This window comes from Microtetraspora sp. NBRC 13810, assembly GCF_030268685.1.
In the GTDB taxonomy this organism is placed as follows: domain Bacteria; phylum Actinomycetota; class Actinomycetes; order Streptosporangiales; family Streptosporangiaceae; genus BSRQ01.
The window spans coordinates 112409-128674 of record NZ_BSRQ01000026.1 but is presented as its reverse complement, the minus strand read 5'-3'; the positions used below and the strand labels follow the sequence as shown (position 1 = coordinate 128674).

The window sequence follows — 16266 nt, the reverse complement described above, 5'->3', positions numbered from 1 at the left end:
GACAATCGCCGCAAGCTGCAGCCCGATCACGGCCGCGCGTGAGAACGCCTCTCCAGCCGGCATGACGGCTAGTTCAGCCAACTCCACGCGGCCCGAGGCACATCCGCCCCCATCAGGCGGCCCAACCGGCCCCGGCGGGTCGCCGCCGATCCGGCCGGAAGCGGTCACCGAAGGCTGCTTTCAGTTGCCGATGACGTGGTAGAGCATGTTCATCGATTCACCCCAGATTGCTTCATAGGCTTCGGGTGACTCAGGATCGTTTCGTGGTAGGTCTTTCCGCGGCTCATGCCGAGCAATCTGGCGATGGGCCGTAGCGTCAGCGCGGTGGCGATCAGGTCGCCGATGCGAGGTGACAGAGCCTCGCCGAGCAGCAGCATATTCGCCGTTCGCGGCAACACGACACGTCGCTTCCCGCGCCGGACCGCGGCTACCACCGCTCGCGCGACAGCTTCCGATGACAGCGGAGTCATGTGCCGGAAGGGGGGAGGCATCTCAGCCTCCTCTGCCTCCTTCAGCAGGTCGGTGGCGGTGAGCGCTGGATGGATCACCGAGACCCGGATACCGCCGCCGGCCACCTCCTGACGAAGACTGTCGGAGAACGCAGAGACGGCGTGCATCACGATTGCGTATGAGCCGAATCGAGAGAACGATTTGCGCCCCATCACGGACGACATGTTGACGATCGTGCCCGACCCCTGTTGCCTGAGTATCGGGAGTACGCGTTGCGTCACGCTGACCATCCCGAAAAGGCTCGCCTTCAGGGTTTGGCGGACGTCGTCCTCGAACGTCGCCGATTCGACACCGCCCACCTTCCCGATTCCGGCGTTGTTCACCAGTACGTCGATTCTTCCGAATCGGTTCATCGCGGCGTCCACCAGGGCTGTCACCGCATGCTGGGAAGTCACGTCAGTCAGCACCGACAGCACTTCTGAGCCCAGATCACGAATTTCGTTCTCCACCTGAGCAAGCCCGTCGGCCGAGCGGGCTGCGAGAACCACCCGTGCTCCTTCCTGGGCGAACGCCAGCGCGACGGCTCTGCCGATTCCTCGTGAAGCGCCCGTGACCAGTACCACCTTGTTCGCGAAGCTCGCGTTCATGCGCTTACCTCCTCTTTGGTGTATATACAACATATGGCCGTTGGGATGCGCTTGAGCTCACCCTGATCGTCTAGGCGTCTGGCGCATACCCCATATTGCTGGCAATCCTCTGAACCGAGTTCACACCCGTCGTCCCGAGCAGCTGCGCGGCCTGCCGCTGAGCCTGCCGCCACGCGGGCATCACGGACTCGATCTTGGCCTGGCCGGCGCTGGTGAGCGCAACCTCCCGCATCCCTTTCGCATCGGACGACAGGGCCTCGATCCAGCCGTGTTTCAGCAGTAGGCTCAGATTCCGGCTGACCGTGGACCTCTCCAGTTGCAGGACCTCGCCGAGCTTCGACGGCGGACACGGACCCGCCTTTCCCAGGGCGGCCAGGAGGTTGACCTGGGCAATGGTCAGACCATGACCGTCGAGGGCGCCGTCGTAGAGGCTCGTGACGGACCGGCCGATCAGCCGGACACGCACCGCCAGGCAGTCAGACACGATCTCGTCGATAGAAGAGGTACTCACAGTCACAGTGTTGTATATACATCAAGGTATGTCAACCGCGCCCTCCAGGTGGTCGGGCGGGAACTGTGCCAGGGGCGAGGCCCAGACCCTCACGGCTGGGCAGACCGTCGACACCTACCGCTCCTGACTCCCGGTCACAGAGGCGCACTCCGGTGCAGTGGCCACCACACCGGCCCGCCGCATTGCTGCGGCGGGCCTCTCAGAACTGTGCGAGCCACTCCTCGCCGCACTCAGCTCAATTAAGCTCGAAGGGCGATTCACGTGTGCTGCGCTGTACCCCTGCGCCACCGGGAGCCGCTCCACCCAAGACCAGCGTGTCGGGCAATTCTCGTCCAGGCAGATTTCGTCAGGTAAAGCGCCGCTGACGTACCCACCGAATACCCGCCGGTCATTCCTGAACTTGTTGAGCGTGCCTACGGCGAATCAACTCTGTCAGGGCTGAATATTGATGTACGGGTCCCAGTAGTAGTAACCTTGCTTGTCGCCCCTGTGATTGAGAATCATGAAACTGAAGTTGTAGGTGACCGTCCCCGTGTCCAGGACCTCGCACTCCCAGTAGTAGCTGTTGATTTTCTGGGTGGTGGGATTCAACGGGTCCTGACTGTTCGGCTGCGGCTCGTTGAGGGCCACCGACCTCGGCACGGGATTGCTGATCAGATCCTGTCCGGACAGGGCGTTGAACCTGTAGAGGATGCTGGTGTAGTCGGAGTTCAGGGACAGTGTCGTCTCACGCCACCTGATGATGTCCGTGGGGGAGGCGTTGACTATCAACTCGCTACCCGGAGTGCTCCCGAGTTGGTTCTGCCGGGTGGTCATGTAGATTAAGTTGCTGCTGTCGGAGATCGACGTCGGACTGTTCGGATCGGTGTTCTTGCCATACCTTCCGAGAATTGTTTCCGCGTCGATGGCGATGAGGACGTTGATGAATTCCGACATGCAGAAATTCTCCCTGTCGTGTCCGACAAAAACAGACCGTAATCCAGAATCCCGCAGCTACGACTTGTCTGTCAATCATCTACATTGGCGATATTGCCGAGCCGATGAGCCATCGTCAAGATGTGTCGATAAAGACCCTTGAAAGGCTTCTCATTGGGTCGTCCGATAAGGATGCCGTTGACGAAGGTGGCACCGGTTCCGGCCAATGCGACGAGGTGTGGTTCAAGCACGCTCCTGGCGGCGGCCGTCGCGCTCAGCGGTGCGATGCCGGTACACGCGGCCACTACGCCGCCTTCCACCGCTGCCCAGTCAGAAGCCGGGCAGCGCGGCGCCACTCCCCTGCCGGCCGCCGGCGATGTCAACGGCTCCGCCGTCGTCTACTGGGCGTTCGGGAACGACGCCACCGATGCCCGCCTGAGCGACTACGCCGGTGGCACGATCATCTCAGTGCCGTGCGATGCCTCGGCGAGAGCCCAGAAATGACATTGGATCAACGTTTTCGACAGCAACGAACACCGGCAGAACGCTCCCCGCACCACCCAGGACCCGTCCGTGGCCGACTACCTCACGCACTGGCTGGACCATGTGGCCGTCCACACCGTCCGCCCCTCCACCCTGGCCCGCTACCGCACCTGCGCACGGCTCTACCTGATTCCCGCGCTCGGCGCCAAGAAGCTCAACCGGCTCACCGCCAAGGACGTCCGCCTCTGGCTCGACCGGCTCCGCACCACCTGCCGCTGCTGCGCCCAGGGCATCGACGCCGCCCGCGACCCGAACGCCGCCGCTGAGCGGAACCGGCCCCGCTGCTGCGCCCTCGGCCACTGCTGCCGCCAATACCTTTCCCCGCTGACCATCGTCTACCTACACGCCCTGCTCCGCTCGGCGCTCCAGCACGCCGTACGAGAAGACGACCTCGCCCGCAACGTCGCCCGCAACGTCGCCCGCAACGTCCAGGTCAGCGCCGGACGTTGCCAGCGCATCGAACCCCTCACCGCCACCGAAGCCCGCCACCTGCTGGAAGCCTCCCGCGACTCCCGGCTATACGCCCTGATCATGCTGGCCCTGCGCACCGGCATGCGCCGCGGCGAACTACTCGGCCTGCGCTGGACGGATGTGGACCTGACCGGCGGCACCCTGACCATCCGCCAGACCCTCCAGTACATCCCCGGCGGCACCGGCCTGGTCCTCGCCCCCACCAAGACCGTCAACTCCGAACGCCGCATCGCCCTGCCCGGCCCATGCATCGACGCCCTGACCACGCACCGCGAGCACGGAGAGCGCGAACGCGAAGCCATTGGAGCGGCCTGGCCCGAGACCGGGCTCGTGTTCACCACCCGGCACGGCGGAATGATCAACCCGGCCAACGTCAACCGCGACTTCAAGGCCCTGCTTCAACGCGCGGGCCTACGCACGATCCGCTTCCACGACCTCCGACACTCGTGCGCCTCACTCCTGCTGGACCAGGGCGTAGACCTCATCGTGATCAAAGAGCTGCTCGGCCATGCCCACATCTCCATCACCGCCGACACCTACGCCCACGTCCGGCTCCGCCTCCAACGCGACGCCATCGAACGCATGGGCGACGCCCTCGACGGCCACCCCGAACCGTAGCCGTCAGAAAACGATCGCAGCCGCTGTAGCCGTCAACTTAGCCGTCAAGCAATCTCGTTGTGCCCACTTCGGGCACCAGGATGCGCCCCACCCAATACGGACCAAAATTTATATATAAATAAGAGATTCCATGCCACGCACTCATAAGAGCGAGGCATGGGATTCTCTTATTTCTCTCTAACCAATTCGCCCGCGCTGCTTCTTTCGCTTGCCATGCGGATAGGCGTCCACAAAATGAGTAAACCTATCCCTGTCTTGATCAATCATTTCAAGAATATCTCTGGCGAGATCATAATGACCCGAGCATAGCTCTCGATAAAATGTCCAGATTCCTTCTCGAGCGTTTTGTCGACAGATGGATCCGAGATCCGAATTTCCTCTCTCCACCTCTTCTGCGTCGGACTCACCAGAAACCAACTGAAAAAGCAGTTCAAGAACAGCCTTGCGAGCTACCTGTGAAATTTCCCCCGCAAGGGCTGCAAGCAAGACGGGAACCACATGCTGCGACGCCTCGAACAGCTGCCCTTGAACCACGACATAGTTCTCAAGCTCCCAGTATGCAGCCAAGACATCGTCCTCGGTTTCGCTTGAGACGAGAGTCAGAATGCTTTCTGGTATACGGTCAGCCTCGCCCCCCATCACCCGAAGCGATCCCCAGTTGTGACGGCTCAGCTCCGTTCTAACTATATTATCACTCACGGCTCCACCTCCCTCCAGAATCAAATGTTATGCCCGGAGGAAATTGATCTCTATCATATCTTTCCTGGCACCTCTTACATACTGGAATTTCGGTCCATTCGCCTTGACGCCAGCCGAAAGCTCCTTCAAATCTCACGCCGCCAGGACCTCTGCCTGCCTGGCGCTCAATATCGTTCTCGGCGCATCCGGTTGGGTTTCCAGAGCATCCAGCATACGCATTACCATCAGGATCATAGCCGCCACAATAAGTGGCGTGCTTCTTTCCAAGAGCGTTGCCTAGATTATCCCGTTCACATCTCGCCAGCGCGCCTGCATCGTCGTCAATGGGCCCACAGTCACCGCGAGGACTTGTGTTATGGACGAGGATAGCCTGGTCGCCTGCTACCACATGGTAGGTGTGCAGCTCGTCAACGGTCAGGTTGTGGACGCGTTGGGTGGTGGTCCACTTCTGGACGGCGGTTAGCTGGACATGGGTGCCGGCCGAGGTTTGGAGCCACATGCCGGGCTGGAGCTGGCCAGCCGGTAGCCACTCACGCAGAGCGGGGATCCAGAACGGGTGCTCGTCCGTGGCAGTGACGACGTCGGTGGCCGTGCCGCGGGTGCCGTCGATGTCGATGGTGAGCTTGACCAGGTTCTTCGTGCCGTCGCCGGTGATCAACGTGGTGACGGGCCTGGAGCCGGTGACGCCGGTCTCTGGGTCGGTGGCGAGGACGTGGTCGCCGACCTTCACGTCCTCGATCGGCTTGGACGTGCCGTCGGCCATGAGGACCGGGGTACCGGGGACGAAGCTGTTGGGCCGGCGGTCGCAGCTGCCCAGGCCGTCGCCCGGGAGGCCGACGAGCGGTAACTCGGGGGCCACCTGCTCGATGATCTCGTCGACCACGTCCTCGGTGACGTTGTCCACGACCTCCTCGACGATGTCCTTGGCGCAGCCCATGGCCGACATGCACGGGAGCGACATGTCGATCGGCTCGTCCATCGAGGTGCCGGTGAAGGCATCGATGATCTCGAGGCGGTCCTCGTTGACGGTCTCGTTGTTCTTCTTCTTAGTGGTGGCGGCCCTCTTCTTGGCCTTTTCCTGCTTCTCCTTGGCCTTCTCCCTGACCTTCTGGTCAGCCTTCTCCTTGGCCTTCTGCTTGGCCCGGTCCTCGGCCTTCTTCCTGTCCTTCTCCTTCAGCTTCTCCTTGGACTTGTCCTTGGGCTGCTGGCGGTCCTGGCGCTTCTTCTTGTCCTTGGACTTGTCCTTGATCCGCTGCTTGATCTCCTTCTTCACTGAGCTGATTCCAACCTGATGTGGCAGGTCGTGGGCTCGCTGTGGATCGCTGGGTTCGGTCCTGACATAAAGAAGCCTCTGGTAGAAGGGTTGTCGACCAAGATCAACCTGTAACCAGAGGCTTCGAGTTGCTGTTCTATCGTGCTGTGCTGCCCTTGTCACGCCGGACCTTGACCTACCTGGCCGGTGTGATCCGCCGCCATCGAGCCTTGATCGGTTCGCCGTGGCGCCGGCTCAACCCCGCACAGCAGGCCATGCTCGTTCTCGTCCACCTGCGCAAGGGTGAGACATTCGCCGAGGTCGCTGCCGGATTCGGCGTCGGGGCGGCCACCGCCTGGCGCTACGTGCACGAGGCCGTCGCCCTGCTCGCACAGCGTTCGCCCACCCTGGACCAGGCACTGCGCACGGCAAAGCGCGCCGGATACGCCTTCGTCGTCCTGGACGGCACGCTCATCCCGATCGACCGGGTCGCCGCCGACCGGCCGTACTACTCCGGCAAGCACCGGCACCACGGCATGAACGTCCAGGTCCTCGCCGCTCCGGACGGAACGCCGCTGTGGACCTCGGGATCACTTCCGGGTTCGGTGCACGACCTGACGGCAGCGCGAATCTGGGGCATCATCCGGCGCCTGGAGGCCGCCGGGCTGATCACTCTTGCCGACAAGGCGTACGTTGGCGCAGGCCGGCGGGTGCTGGTGCCGTACAAGGGAAGGAACAAGCCCGCCTCGCAGAAGGTGGCCAACTCCGCCCATGCCAAGCTCCGCGGCCCCGGCGAGCGCGCCAATGCGGTGCTGAAGACCTGGCGCATCCTGCGGAAACTACGTTGCTGTCCCCTTCGCGCAGGTCAGCTCGTCAAAGCTATCTTCGTTCTCCAAGCCCGCGAAACAGGATGAAATACGTTCAGTGTATCCACCTGTGACTGATCCTCAGGATAGGACGTAGTGATATTGGGGGGACTCGCGGCATTTGAATTGAAGAGCGCTGACGACCACGCATCTGCTTTGACCTTGGCCCGCGAAGACGCACTGCGCGGCAGCAACGGCCTGACACCGGGTTTGCCGCGCAATACCCTATTGGGCTTCCGCACGTCCAACGGCAAAGCACCCCTGGGCCGCTCCCCCTTGCCCGGGGCCGCAACCGCCGGAGGACCCGTTTCGGCTCTCCGCGTCGACGCCCCATCCGCCTCAGAGGGCAGAACGGCTGACCCGGTCATCTGTTGCGGAAGAACGAGCGGAACCTGAACAGGCTGCGCCTGCGCGGGAAACGCCGGCAATTGCAACAGTCCCGGCAAGCCCACGATCGCCACAACGCCTATCAACCAAGACGGCGGGCGCAGCTTGCCGAACCAGTGCGATCGACCCACGAGTGCCACACTCCTTCAGGGCATGCGGACGCGCGGCACCGCAATAAAGGGTCCCGACGCATAAGCACAGCTGATCTAATCCGCCGCCATACTGACTAAAGCGAACAATTGCCGCAAGATCGGTCGGGTTAGCTCAAGATCACCGACCGTGACATCACCGCTGTTCGTTGAACCTTTTCCGCACGTCAGGCAGCACAGTCCGGACGGTCGCCAAAAGCCGGTGATCTACATCACACGAGATGCCTGGTTTTGGAAAATACGCTTCATACTGTGTACCGAAGACGCATTACTGAGTGTCCGCAATGCCATTCCGGGCATGCATTCGCCGGATGTGGAACACGAGTATCGGCCGGTGATCAGACCTCGCGCACACGAAAACAGGCCGTCCCCTCTTTCGGGAACGGCCTGCCGGTTAAGCGGTGACGGCTACTTCTTGGCTGAGCGCTTTTCGCGGATCTTCATGGTGACCGTGACCGGGGAGCCGGCGAAGCCGAACTCCTCGCGGATGCGGCGCTCGATGAAGCGGCGGTAGGTCTCCTCCAGGAAGCCTGAGGTGAACAGGACGAACTTGGGGGGCTCGATGGACGCCTGGGTGGCGAAGAGGATCTTGGGCTGCTTGCCGCCGCGGACGGGGGGCGGGGTGGCGCGGACCAGGTCGGTGAGGAAGGCGTTGAGCCTGGCGGTGGGGACGCGGGTGGACCAGGACTCGATGGCGCGCTCGATGGCCGGGACGAGCTTCTCGACGTGCCGGCCGGTCATGGCGGAGATGTTCACGCGCAGCGCCCACGGGACGCGGACGAGCTGGCGGTCGATCTCCTTCTCCAGGTAGTAACGCCGGTCCTCGTCGACGAGGTCCCACTTGTTGAAGGCGACGACCATGCACCGGCCCGACTCGGTGACCAGCGAGATGATCCGCAGGTCCTGCTCGGTGAGCACCTCGCTGGCGTCGATCAGCACGATCGCCACCTCCGAGCGCTCCAGGGCCGAGCGGGTGCGCATGCTGGCGTAGAAGTCGGCGCCCTTGAGCTCGCGGTCACGGCGCCGGATGCCGGCCGTGTCGATGAACCGCCAGGTCTTGCCGCCCAGCTCGACCAGCTCGTCGACCGGGTCGCGGGTGGTGCCCGCCATCGGGTCGACGAGGACGCGCTCCTCCCCCGCCAGCTTGTTGAGCAGCGAGGACTTGCCGACGTTGGGCTTGCCGACGAGGGCGACCCGGCGCGGGCCGCGCTCGGCGCCGAACCGCTGGGGCGGCGCCTCGGGCAGCGCGTCGAGCACCGTGTCGAGCAGGTCGCCGCTGGAGCGGCCGTGCAGCGCCGACACCGGCTGCGGCTCGCCGATGCCCAGCGACCACAGCGCGGTGGCCTCCAGCTCCATCCGCTGGTCGTCCACCTTGTTGGCGGCGAGCACGACGGGCTTGCCCGAACGCCGCAGCACTCCGGCGACCGCCTCGTCGGCGTCGGTGATGCCCACGGTGGCGTCGACCACGAACAGGATCACGTCGGCCAGCTCGACCGCCACCTGCGCCTGCTCGGCGATCCGCAGGGCCATGCCGGTGGCCTCGGGATCCCAGCCGCCGGTGTCCACCAGGGTGAACCTGCGGCCCCGCCAGGTGGCCTCATAGGTCACCCGGTCCCTGGTCACACCCGGCACATCCTCCACGACCGCCTCACGGCGCCCGATGATGCGGTTGACCAGGGTGGACTTGCCGACGTTGGGACGGCCGACGACGGCGACCACCGGCAGCGGGCCGGCGTCGGCCTCGTCGGCCGCGGACCCGCCGTCCTCGAACTCGGCGAGCTCGGCCTCGATCCAGCCGCTCTCGTCGTCGTAATCCGTGGTCACGTCCGTTCCTTTACCAGTCGCAGTATCTCGGCGATGACCTCGTCGAGGTTGAGGGCCGTGGTGTCGAGCTCGACGGCGTCGGGGGCCTTGGCCAGGGGCGCGGCCTTGCGGGTCGAGTCGAGCGTGTCGCGGCGGGCCATCGCGGCCTGCTGGGCCTCGACCGTCGTGCCGGCCAGCTCCGCCGTACGCCGCTGGGCGCGGGCCTCGGCGCTCGCGGTGAGGTAGAGCTTGACCCGGGCGTCGGGGGCGACCACGGTGCCGATGTCGCGGCCCTCGACCACGATGTCGCCCGCGCCGATGATGGCCCGCTGCTCGGCCACGAGCCGGGCGCGCACCTGCGGCACCGCGCTCACGGCGGACACCGCGCCGGTGACCTCCGAGCCGCGGATGGGCTCGGCCACGTCGACGCCGTCGACGGCCACGGCCGGAGCGTCCGGGTCGGTGCCGATCAGCAGCACGGGGTCGGCGGCCCTGGCCGCGATCGCCTCCGCGTCGCCGAGGTCCACCCGCTGCTGGAGCATCCACCAGGTGATCGCGCGGTACATCGCCCCGGTGTCGAGGTAGCGGAGACCCAGCGCCCTGGCGACCCCGCGGGAGGCGCTCGACTTGCCCGACCCCGAGGGGCCGTCCATGGCGACGACCAGTCCGGTCACGGCCACTCCTTGTGTGTTGGTCAGATCCTGTGTTGGAGGCTACCGGTGTTGCGGAGCACCCGAGGCCGCCCTTGCCATGCCTGTGGACAACAGGCGCCGCGCTGTGCACGGCTCGGCCGTCAGCGCAGGTGCCACCCGTGCCTGCGCAGCGCCTCGGCCAGCGTCGCCGCCGCCGGCGGCTGCACCGACAGCTCGGCGGCGCCCAGCGGCAGCCCGGGGGCGTGCTCCAGGCGCACGTCCTCGATGTTGACCCCGGCGTCCTCCGCGATCTGGAACAGCTTGGCCAGCTCGCCGGGCCGGTCGCCGACGAGCACGGTGACGGCGGCGTACGTACGGGCCGGGCCGCCGTGCTTGCCGGGGATGCGGCCGGTGCCGGTGACGCCCCGGTCGAGCAGGCCGGTCACCCAGTCCATCGCGGCCTCCCGGTCCGCCGCCGGGTCCTCGTCCGCGGCCGAGCGGCGCAGGGCCGAGGCCGCGGCCTTCAGGTCCTCCGCCACCGCCTCCAGCACCTCGGCCACCGGCAGCGCGTTGCCGGACAGGATGCCCGTCCACAGCGCGGGATCGCCGGCCGCGATCCTGGTCACGTCGCGCACGCCCTGACCGGCCAGCCCCAGCGCCCGCTCCGGCGCCTCGGCGAGCCGCGCGGCGACCGCCGCGGCCGTGACGTGCGGGGCGTGCGAGACCACCGCGACCGCCCTGTCGTGCTCCTCGGCCGCCACCCGGACGGCCTCGCCGCCGCAGAGCTTGATCAGCCCGAGCAGCGTCTCGACCGCCTCCGGCGAGGTTTCCTCGATCGGGCAGTAGGCCCACGGCCGGCCGAGGAACAGGTCGGCGCGGGCCGCCGCCGGGCCGGACCGCTCGCGCCCGGCCAGCGGATGCCCCGCGACATAGCTGCGGACGTCGCAGCCGAGCCGTACGGCGTCCGCCAGCGGGACGGCCTTGACGCTCGCCACGTCGGTGTAGAAGCGGGCGGCTCCCTGGTCCTGCAACTCCTTCAGCTGCTCGGCGACGACCTGCGGCGGCACCGAGATCACCGCCAGGTCGGCCCGGACGCCCGGCTCCCACTCGGTTCCGGCGCCCAGCTCCCGCGCCAGCCGTACGGCGCCCGGGTTCTTGTCGGCGAGGTAGACCGTCACGTCGTGCTCGCGCAGGGCGAGGGCCACGGACGTGCCGATCAGCCCGGTGCCGACGACCAGGACGCTTTCGACCACGCTCATGAGGGGCTTCTCTCGGGAGTCGTTCCACAGGTTGCGCATACGGGACTCACTGGGCGATGTCCACCCGGAGGGCGACCGCGCCACGAAGGTAGACGTGCTGGATCTGCTCGCGGGGCACGTCGACCTCGACGTGCGCCATCAACCGGACGACGCGCGGCAGTGCGTCGGGCACGTCGATCTCGGAGGCGCAGATCAGCGGGACGTTGTGGAAGCCGAGCTTGCGCGCGGCGAGGGCGGGGAACTCCGCGGTCAGGTCCGGTGTGGCCGTGAAGATCACGCTAATCACGTCGTCCGTGGTCAGCCGGTTGCGCTCCATCACCTGGGCGACCAGTTCGGTGACCCCGGAGAGGATCGCCTCCCGGTCGTTGGACTCGATCTGGATCGCCCCGCGGACAGCCCGCACCATGCCCATCCCCTTTTCTCTGGGAGCCGCCCCGAGGACGGCTCCCGGCACCTACTCCGTACCTTTCGGCACGTTATGGGTCTTTCGTGTCTCGAAAGGCTACAACCCCACGGCGGAGTAAAGCTCTCCGACCTCGTGCAGGGAGAGCGAGCGCACGGTGCCCGACTTGAGGCGTCCCATCTTGATCGGGCCGAACTCGATCCTGGCCAGGTCGATCACCGGATGGCCGACCGCCTCCAGCATCCGCCGGACGATGTGCTTGCGCCCCTCGTGCAGCACCACCTCGACCAGCGCCTGCTGGCCGTGCTCCTGCACGATGGAGAACTCGTCCGCCTTGGCCACGCCGTCCTCCAGCGCGATGCCCTTCTTCAGGCGCCGGCCGAGGTCGCGCGCGATCGGCCCGGGCACCTTGGCCCAGTACTTCTTCTGCACGCCGTAGCTGGGGTGGGTCAGCCGGTTGGCGAGCTCGCCGTCGTTGGTGAGGAGGATCAGGCCCTCGGTCTCGGTGTCCAGGCGGCCCACGTGGAAGAGCCGCTCGGTCCGGTCGGCCACGTAGTCGGCGAGCGACGGGCGGCCGTCGGGGTCGGACATGGTGCTGACCACGCCGATCGGCTTGTTGATCGCGAAGTAGACGAGGTCGGGGGCGGTCGGGATGCGCTTGCCGTCCACGTGGATGACCTGCTTGGCCGGGTCGACGCGGGCGCCGAACCTGCGCACCACCTGGCCGTCGACCATGACCCGGCCCTCGCCGATCATGTCCTCGCACGCCCTGCGGCTCGCCACGCCCGCCTGCGCGAGCACCTTCTGCAGCCGCACGCCGTCGGGCACCTCGGTGGTGTCGCGGTCGTCGGTGTAGTTGTGCGGGAAGTGGTCGGGGTCGCGCAGCGGCTGGGCGGCCGTCTTGAACACGTCGCCGTCGCCGCGGGTGTCGCCGCGTCCGGTCCTGCGGTCGGCCACCGGCCGGCGCGCACCGGCCCCGGGACGCTCGCCGCCGCGGCCCGCGCCGGTCCCCCGGCCCGCGCCGGACCCTCCGGGACGACCGTAGCCCTCCGAACGGCCCTCGGAACGGCCAGAGCTCTCGGAACGGCGCGCGGGACGGTCGTCCGCCCGGCGGAACCGGTCCCGGCCGCCGTCACGCCCGAAGCGGGCACGCGTGCCGCCTTCGCCGCCACCGCCGATCGTCTGCACTTCGTCGTCCCGCCCGCCGTACCGCGAACGGGGGGCGTCGCCGTCCCGGCCGCCATAACGGGAGCGGGGGGCGTCGTCGCGCGAGCCGCCGAAACGCGAACGCGGAGCATCGTCGCGGGAGCCGCCGAACCGGGCCCGCGCGCCGTCACCGTCGCGCCCGAAGCGGGCACGGGGCGCGTCGCCGTCCCGGCCGTAGCGCGAGCGCGAGGCGTCCCCACCGCGCCCGGCGCCCGGACGGGCCCCCGCGTCGTCCCGCCCGCCGAAACGCGAACGCGGAGCGTCGTCACGCGAGCCGAAACGCGAACGCGAAGCGCCGTCGCGGGAACCACCGAAACGAGAGCGCGAGGCATCGTCACGCGAGCCGTACCCCGAACGCGGGGCATCGTCACGGGAACCGCCGAAACGCGAGCGCGGAGCGTCGTCGCGCGAACCACCGAAACGCGAACGCGGAGCATCGTCGCGCGAGCCGCCGTAACGGGAGCGGGGGGCGTCGTCGCGGGAGGAGCCGTAACGCGAACGGGGGGCGTCGTCGCGCCTGCCGTAGCCGCGGTCGTCGCGGGAGGAGCCGCCGTAGGAGCCGCGGGAACCCGCGCCGCGCGAGTCGGAACCACGCGAGTCGCGGGAGTCACGGGAGTAGGAGCCGCGGGAGTCGCCGGAACGGCCCGCGCCCGGCCGGCCGCCGGACGGGCGGCCATCGGAGGAACGTCCGCCGGACGGGCGGCCGTAGCGGTCGCCGGAGCCTTCGCCCCGGCCGCGGTAGTCGCCGGAGCCGCCGGCACGCCCGCGGGAGGCGTCGCCGGAGCCGCCGGTACGGCCGCGGGGGGCGCCGCCTGAGCGCTCGCCGCGGAAACCGCCGCGGTCGCCTTCCTGGCGGCCGTAGCGCTCGCGGGAGCCGCCACGGCTCGCGCGGAGGGCGCCGCCACCCGAGCGGCCACCGGAGGCGTCGCGGCCGCCTGAGCCGCGCCTGCCGTCGTCGCGCCGGCCGCTGTCGCCGCCGCGTGCTCTACCGCGTCCATCACCGGACGGGGTACGCCTGTCGTTCACTTGGTCTCCTCTAGAGATTCCACATCGTCAGGAAGGAAGGGCGCGAGTTCGGGGAGCTCGTCGAGGCTCCTCAGGCCCAGTCGTTCCAGGAAGTAGGAAGTGGTCCGGTAGAGCACGGCCTGGCTCTCCGGGTCTGTGCCGGCCTCTTCGACGAGGCCCCTGGCGACAAGGGTGCGCATGACCCCGTCGCTGTTGACGCCGCGGATCGCGGCCACCCTCGCTCGGCTCACGGGCTGCCGGTAGGCAACCACGGACAAAGTTTCGAGGGCGGCCTGCGTCAGCCGCGTCTGCTGGCCGTCGCGGACGAACCGCTCGACCAACGGCGCGCACTCGGCCCGCGTGTAGTAACGCCAGCCTCCGGCGACCTCTCTCAAGTCGAAACCACGCCCGCCCTCGGTGTATTCCTGGGACAGCTCGCGCAACGCGGCGGCGACCTCGTGGGTGGGACGCTCGACGACCTGGGCGAGCGTGATCTCGGCGACCGGCTCGTCGATCACAAGCAGGATCGCCTCCAGCGCCGCGCGCAGGGTCGGCTCGGCGCCCTCGTGCGTGCCTTCCTCACTCATCGGCCGGCTTCTTCCCCGCGCTCTCGTCGTAGTCGTCGGTCACGGCGACGTCTCCGTCGTCGCTGCCCGTCCAGGTCACATGCAGCTCTCCGAGCGGCTCGATCTGCTCGAAGGAGACGGCCGCCTCCCGGAAGAGCTCCAGAACGGCCAGGAATCGCGCGACCACCTCGAAGGGACCCTCGCAGTCGGCGGTGAGCGCCCGGAACGTCGCCGTGCGGGCACGCCGGAGCCGCTCGACAAGGATAGCCGCTTGTTCACGCACGCTGGCGAGCGGTTGGTAGATGTGCGCGGTGGACACGGATGGCGGCAGCTTCGGCTTGAAGGCGTTGGCCGCGATCCTCACCAGTTGGTCGGGGCCGATGCCCAGGATCAGCTCGGGGAGCAACCCGGCGAACTGCGGCTCCATCGGCACGATCCGCGGGAAGCGGAGCGCCTCGGCGGCCATCCGCCCGGAGAAGACCTTGGCCACCTCCTTGTAGGCGCGATATTGCAGCAACCGCGCGAAGAGCAGGTCGCGCGCCTCCAGCAGGGCGAGGTCCTCCTCGTCCTCCACCTCGCCGGTGGGCAGCAGCCTGGCCGCCTTGAGGTCGAGCAGGGTCGCGGCGACGAGCAGGAAGTGGCTCGCCTGGTCGAGGTCCCACTCCGGGCCGCGGGCGCGGATGAAGGCGATGAACTCGTCGGTGACCTTGTGCAGCGACACCTCGGTGATGTCGAGCTTGTGCTTGCCGATGAGCCCGAGGAGCAGGTCGAAGGGGCCCTCGAACACGTCCAGATGCACCTGGAACGTGTCGGGCCGCGTCGCCGGCTCCTCCGTCACACTCCCATTGTCCTCCGGATCACCACCTGCGAGGCGGCGGTCACGCACTGGGGTCCGGCCACCTCGCCAGAACCTCGCGGGCCAGCTCGCGGTAGGCGCTGGCGCCGAGCGAGGAGGAGTCGAAGCTGGTGATGGGCTCGCCGGCCACGGTCGCGTCGGGGAACCGGACGGTGCGGTTGATCACCGTGTGGAAGACCTTCTCGTCGAACGCCTCCACCACGCGGGCCAGCACCTCACGGCCGTGCAGGGTGCGCGCGTCGTACATCGTGGCGAGCAGGCCCTCGATCTCCAGGTCCTCGTTGAGCCGCTCCTGGACCTTGGTGATGGTGTCCATCAGCAGGGCGACTCCGCGCAGGGCGAAGAACTCGCACTCCAGCGGGACCATGACGCCGTGCGCGCAGGTGAGCGCGTTGATCGTGAGCAGGCCGAGGGACGGCTGGCAGTCGATCAGGCACACGTCGTACTCGGGGAGCAGCGGCTTGATCACCCGGCCGAGCACCTGCTCGCGGGCGACCTCGGTGACGAGCTGGACCTCGGCCGCGGACAGGTCGATGTTGCTCGGCAGCAGGTCCATGCCGTCGACGTTGGTCTTCAGCAGCACCTCTTCGGCCGTGACGCCGCGCTCCATGAGCAGGTTGTAGACCGTGAGGTCGAGCTGGAGGGGGTTGATGCCGAGTCCCACGGACAGGGCGCCCTGCGGGTCGAAGTCGACCAGCAGCACCTTGAGCCCGCATTCGGCGAGCGCGGCGCCCAGGTTGATCGTGGTGGTGGTCTTGCCGACGCCGCCCTTCTGGTTGACCATGGCGACGATCCGGGCCGGTCCGTGCGTCGTACGCGGGCGCGGCTCGGGGAAGATCGGGCGAGGGCGCCCGGTCGGACCGAGCACTCCGCCGCCACGAGGGGTCGTGGCGGTCTTGGTGTCACCCCAGGGGTTGTCAGGGGTGCCGGGGGTCGCGTCCCGGTTAGAAGCGTCGGTGGTCAAAGTCACCAGTTGAACCTCCCTGACGGCCCCGAACCGGACCGTCCGGACGGACACTATGGCGTCA

At 67.4% G+C, this 16266-nt stretch carries 16 protein-coding genes; 3 read left to right on the top strand and 13 right to left on the bottom strand.

Annotated elements, in window-relative coordinates; all coding sequences use genetic code 11:
• Positions 1-209 precede the first annotated feature (209 nt).
• The 3 genes from QSK26_RS36505 to QSK26_RS36495 all read right to left on the bottom strand — a co-directional run bounded on the left by QSK26_RS36505 (position 210) and on the right by QSK26_RS36495 (position 2544).
• Positions 210-1097 (bottom strand): SDR family NAD(P)-dependent oxidoreductase, encoded by an 888-nt coding sequence (locus tag QSK26_RS36505; RefSeq protein WP_285779907.1) that lies wholly within the window; start codon positions 1095-1097, stop codon positions 210-212.
• Between the two features lie 70 nt (positions 1098-1167).
• Positions 1168-1614: a MarR family winged helix-turn-helix transcriptional regulator gene (locus QSK26_RS36500; RefSeq protein ID WP_285779906.1), complete on the bottom strand. Its 447-nt coding sequence runs from the start codon at positions 1612-1614 to the stop codon at positions 1168-1170.
• Positions 1615-2040: 426 nt separating this feature from the next.
• Positions 2041-2544, bottom strand: a complete 504-nt coding sequence (locus QSK26_RS36495; protein ID WP_285779905.1) for an inclusion body family protein — start codon at positions 2542-2544, stop codon at positions 2041-2043.
• Between the two features lie 177 nt (positions 2545-2721).
• On the opposite strand from QSK26_RS36495, the gene QSK26_RS36490 reads away from it, so the two are divergent.
• Positions 2722-3027, top strand: coding sequence for a hypothetical protein (locus QSK26_RS36490; RefSeq protein ID WP_285779904.1), 306 nt, complete (start codon positions 2722-2724; stop codon positions 3025-3027).
• A gap of 69 nt (positions 3028-3096) precedes the next feature.
• A complete protein-coding gene (locus QSK26_RS36485; RefSeq protein ID WP_285779903.1) occupies positions 3097-4155 on the top strand; it encodes a tyrosine-type recombinase/integrase in 1059 nt (352 codons plus the stop codon).
• A 177-nt stretch (positions 4156-4332) separates the two neighbouring features.
• Here QSK26_RS36485 and QSK26_RS36480 read toward each other — a convergent pair whose 3' ends face one another.
• A complete protein-coding gene (locus QSK26_RS36480; RefSeq protein ID WP_285779902.1) occupies positions 4333-4854 on the bottom strand; it encodes a hypothetical protein in 522 nt (173 codons plus the stop codon).
• The gene (locus QSK26_RS36475) at positions 4847-6127 is read right to left on the bottom strand and encodes a polymorphic toxin-type HINT domain-containing protein (protein ID WP_285779901.1); all 1281 of its coding nucleotides are present in this window, start codon (positions 6125-6127) and stop codon (positions 4847-4849) included. Before QSK26_RS36475 ends, QSK26_RS36480 begins: the two co-directional genes overlap by 8 nt.
• Positions 6128-6255: 128 nt before the next feature.
• Here QSK26_RS36475 and QSK26_RS36470 point away from each other — a divergent pair, with 128 nt between their 5' ends.
• On the top strand, positions 6256-7020 hold the full coding sequence (locus tag QSK26_RS36470) for a transposase family protein (protein ID WP_285779900.1): 765 nt from the start codon (positions 6256-6258) through the stop codon (positions 7018-7020).
• Between the two features lie 896 nt (positions 7021-7916).
• Here QSK26_RS36470 and der read toward each other — a convergent pair.
• From der to QSK26_RS36430, 8 genes are all read right to left on the bottom strand, one after another.
• Positions 7917-9332, bottom strand: a complete 1416-nt coding sequence (der, locus tag QSK26_RS36465; RefSeq protein ID WP_285779899.1) for a ribosome biogenesis GTPase Der — start codon at positions 9330-9332, stop codon at positions 7917-7919.
• Positions 9329-9964, bottom strand: coding sequence for a (d)CMP kinase (gene cmk / locus QSK26_RS36460; RefSeq protein ID WP_285779930.1), 636 nt, complete (start codon positions 9962-9964; stop codon positions 9329-9331). The genes der and cmk overlap by 4 nt, the downstream gene beginning before the upstream one ends.
• Positions 9965-10104: 140 nt before the next feature.
• Positions 10105-11202 (bottom strand): prephenate dehydrogenase, encoded by a 1098-nt coding sequence (locus tag QSK26_RS36455; RefSeq protein ID WP_285779898.1) that lies wholly within the window; start codon positions 11200-11202, stop codon positions 10105-10107.
• 46 nt (positions 11203-11248) lie between these two features.
• Entirely contained in the window at positions 11249-11608 is a 360-nt protein-coding gene (gene aroH / locus QSK26_RS36450; protein ID WP_285779897.1) for a chorismate mutase, read from the bottom strand.
• A gap of 96 nt (positions 11609-11704) precedes the next feature.
• On the bottom strand, positions 11705-13837 hold the full coding sequence (locus QSK26_RS36445; protein ID WP_285779896.1) for a pseudouridine synthase: 2133 nt from the start codon (positions 13835-13837) through the stop codon (positions 11705-11707).
• Positions 13834-14403, bottom strand: coding sequence for an SMC-Scp complex subunit ScpB (scpB, locus tag QSK26_RS36440; protein WP_285779895.1), 570 nt, complete (start codon positions 14401-14403; stop codon positions 13834-13836). Before scpB ends, QSK26_RS36445 begins: the two co-directional genes overlap by 4 nt.
• Positions 14396-15220, bottom strand: coding sequence for a segregation and condensation protein A (locus QSK26_RS36435; RefSeq protein WP_285779894.1), 825 nt, complete (start codon positions 15218-15220; stop codon positions 14396-14398). Before QSK26_RS36435 ends, scpB begins: the two co-directional genes overlap by 8 nt.
• 40 nt (positions 15221-15260) lie before the next feature.
• Positions 15261-16208, bottom strand: a complete 948-nt coding sequence (locus tag QSK26_RS36430; protein ID WP_502888793.1) for a ParA family protein — start codon at positions 16206-16208, stop codon at positions 15261-15263.
• Between the last annotated feature and the right edge of the window lie 58 nt (positions 16209-16266).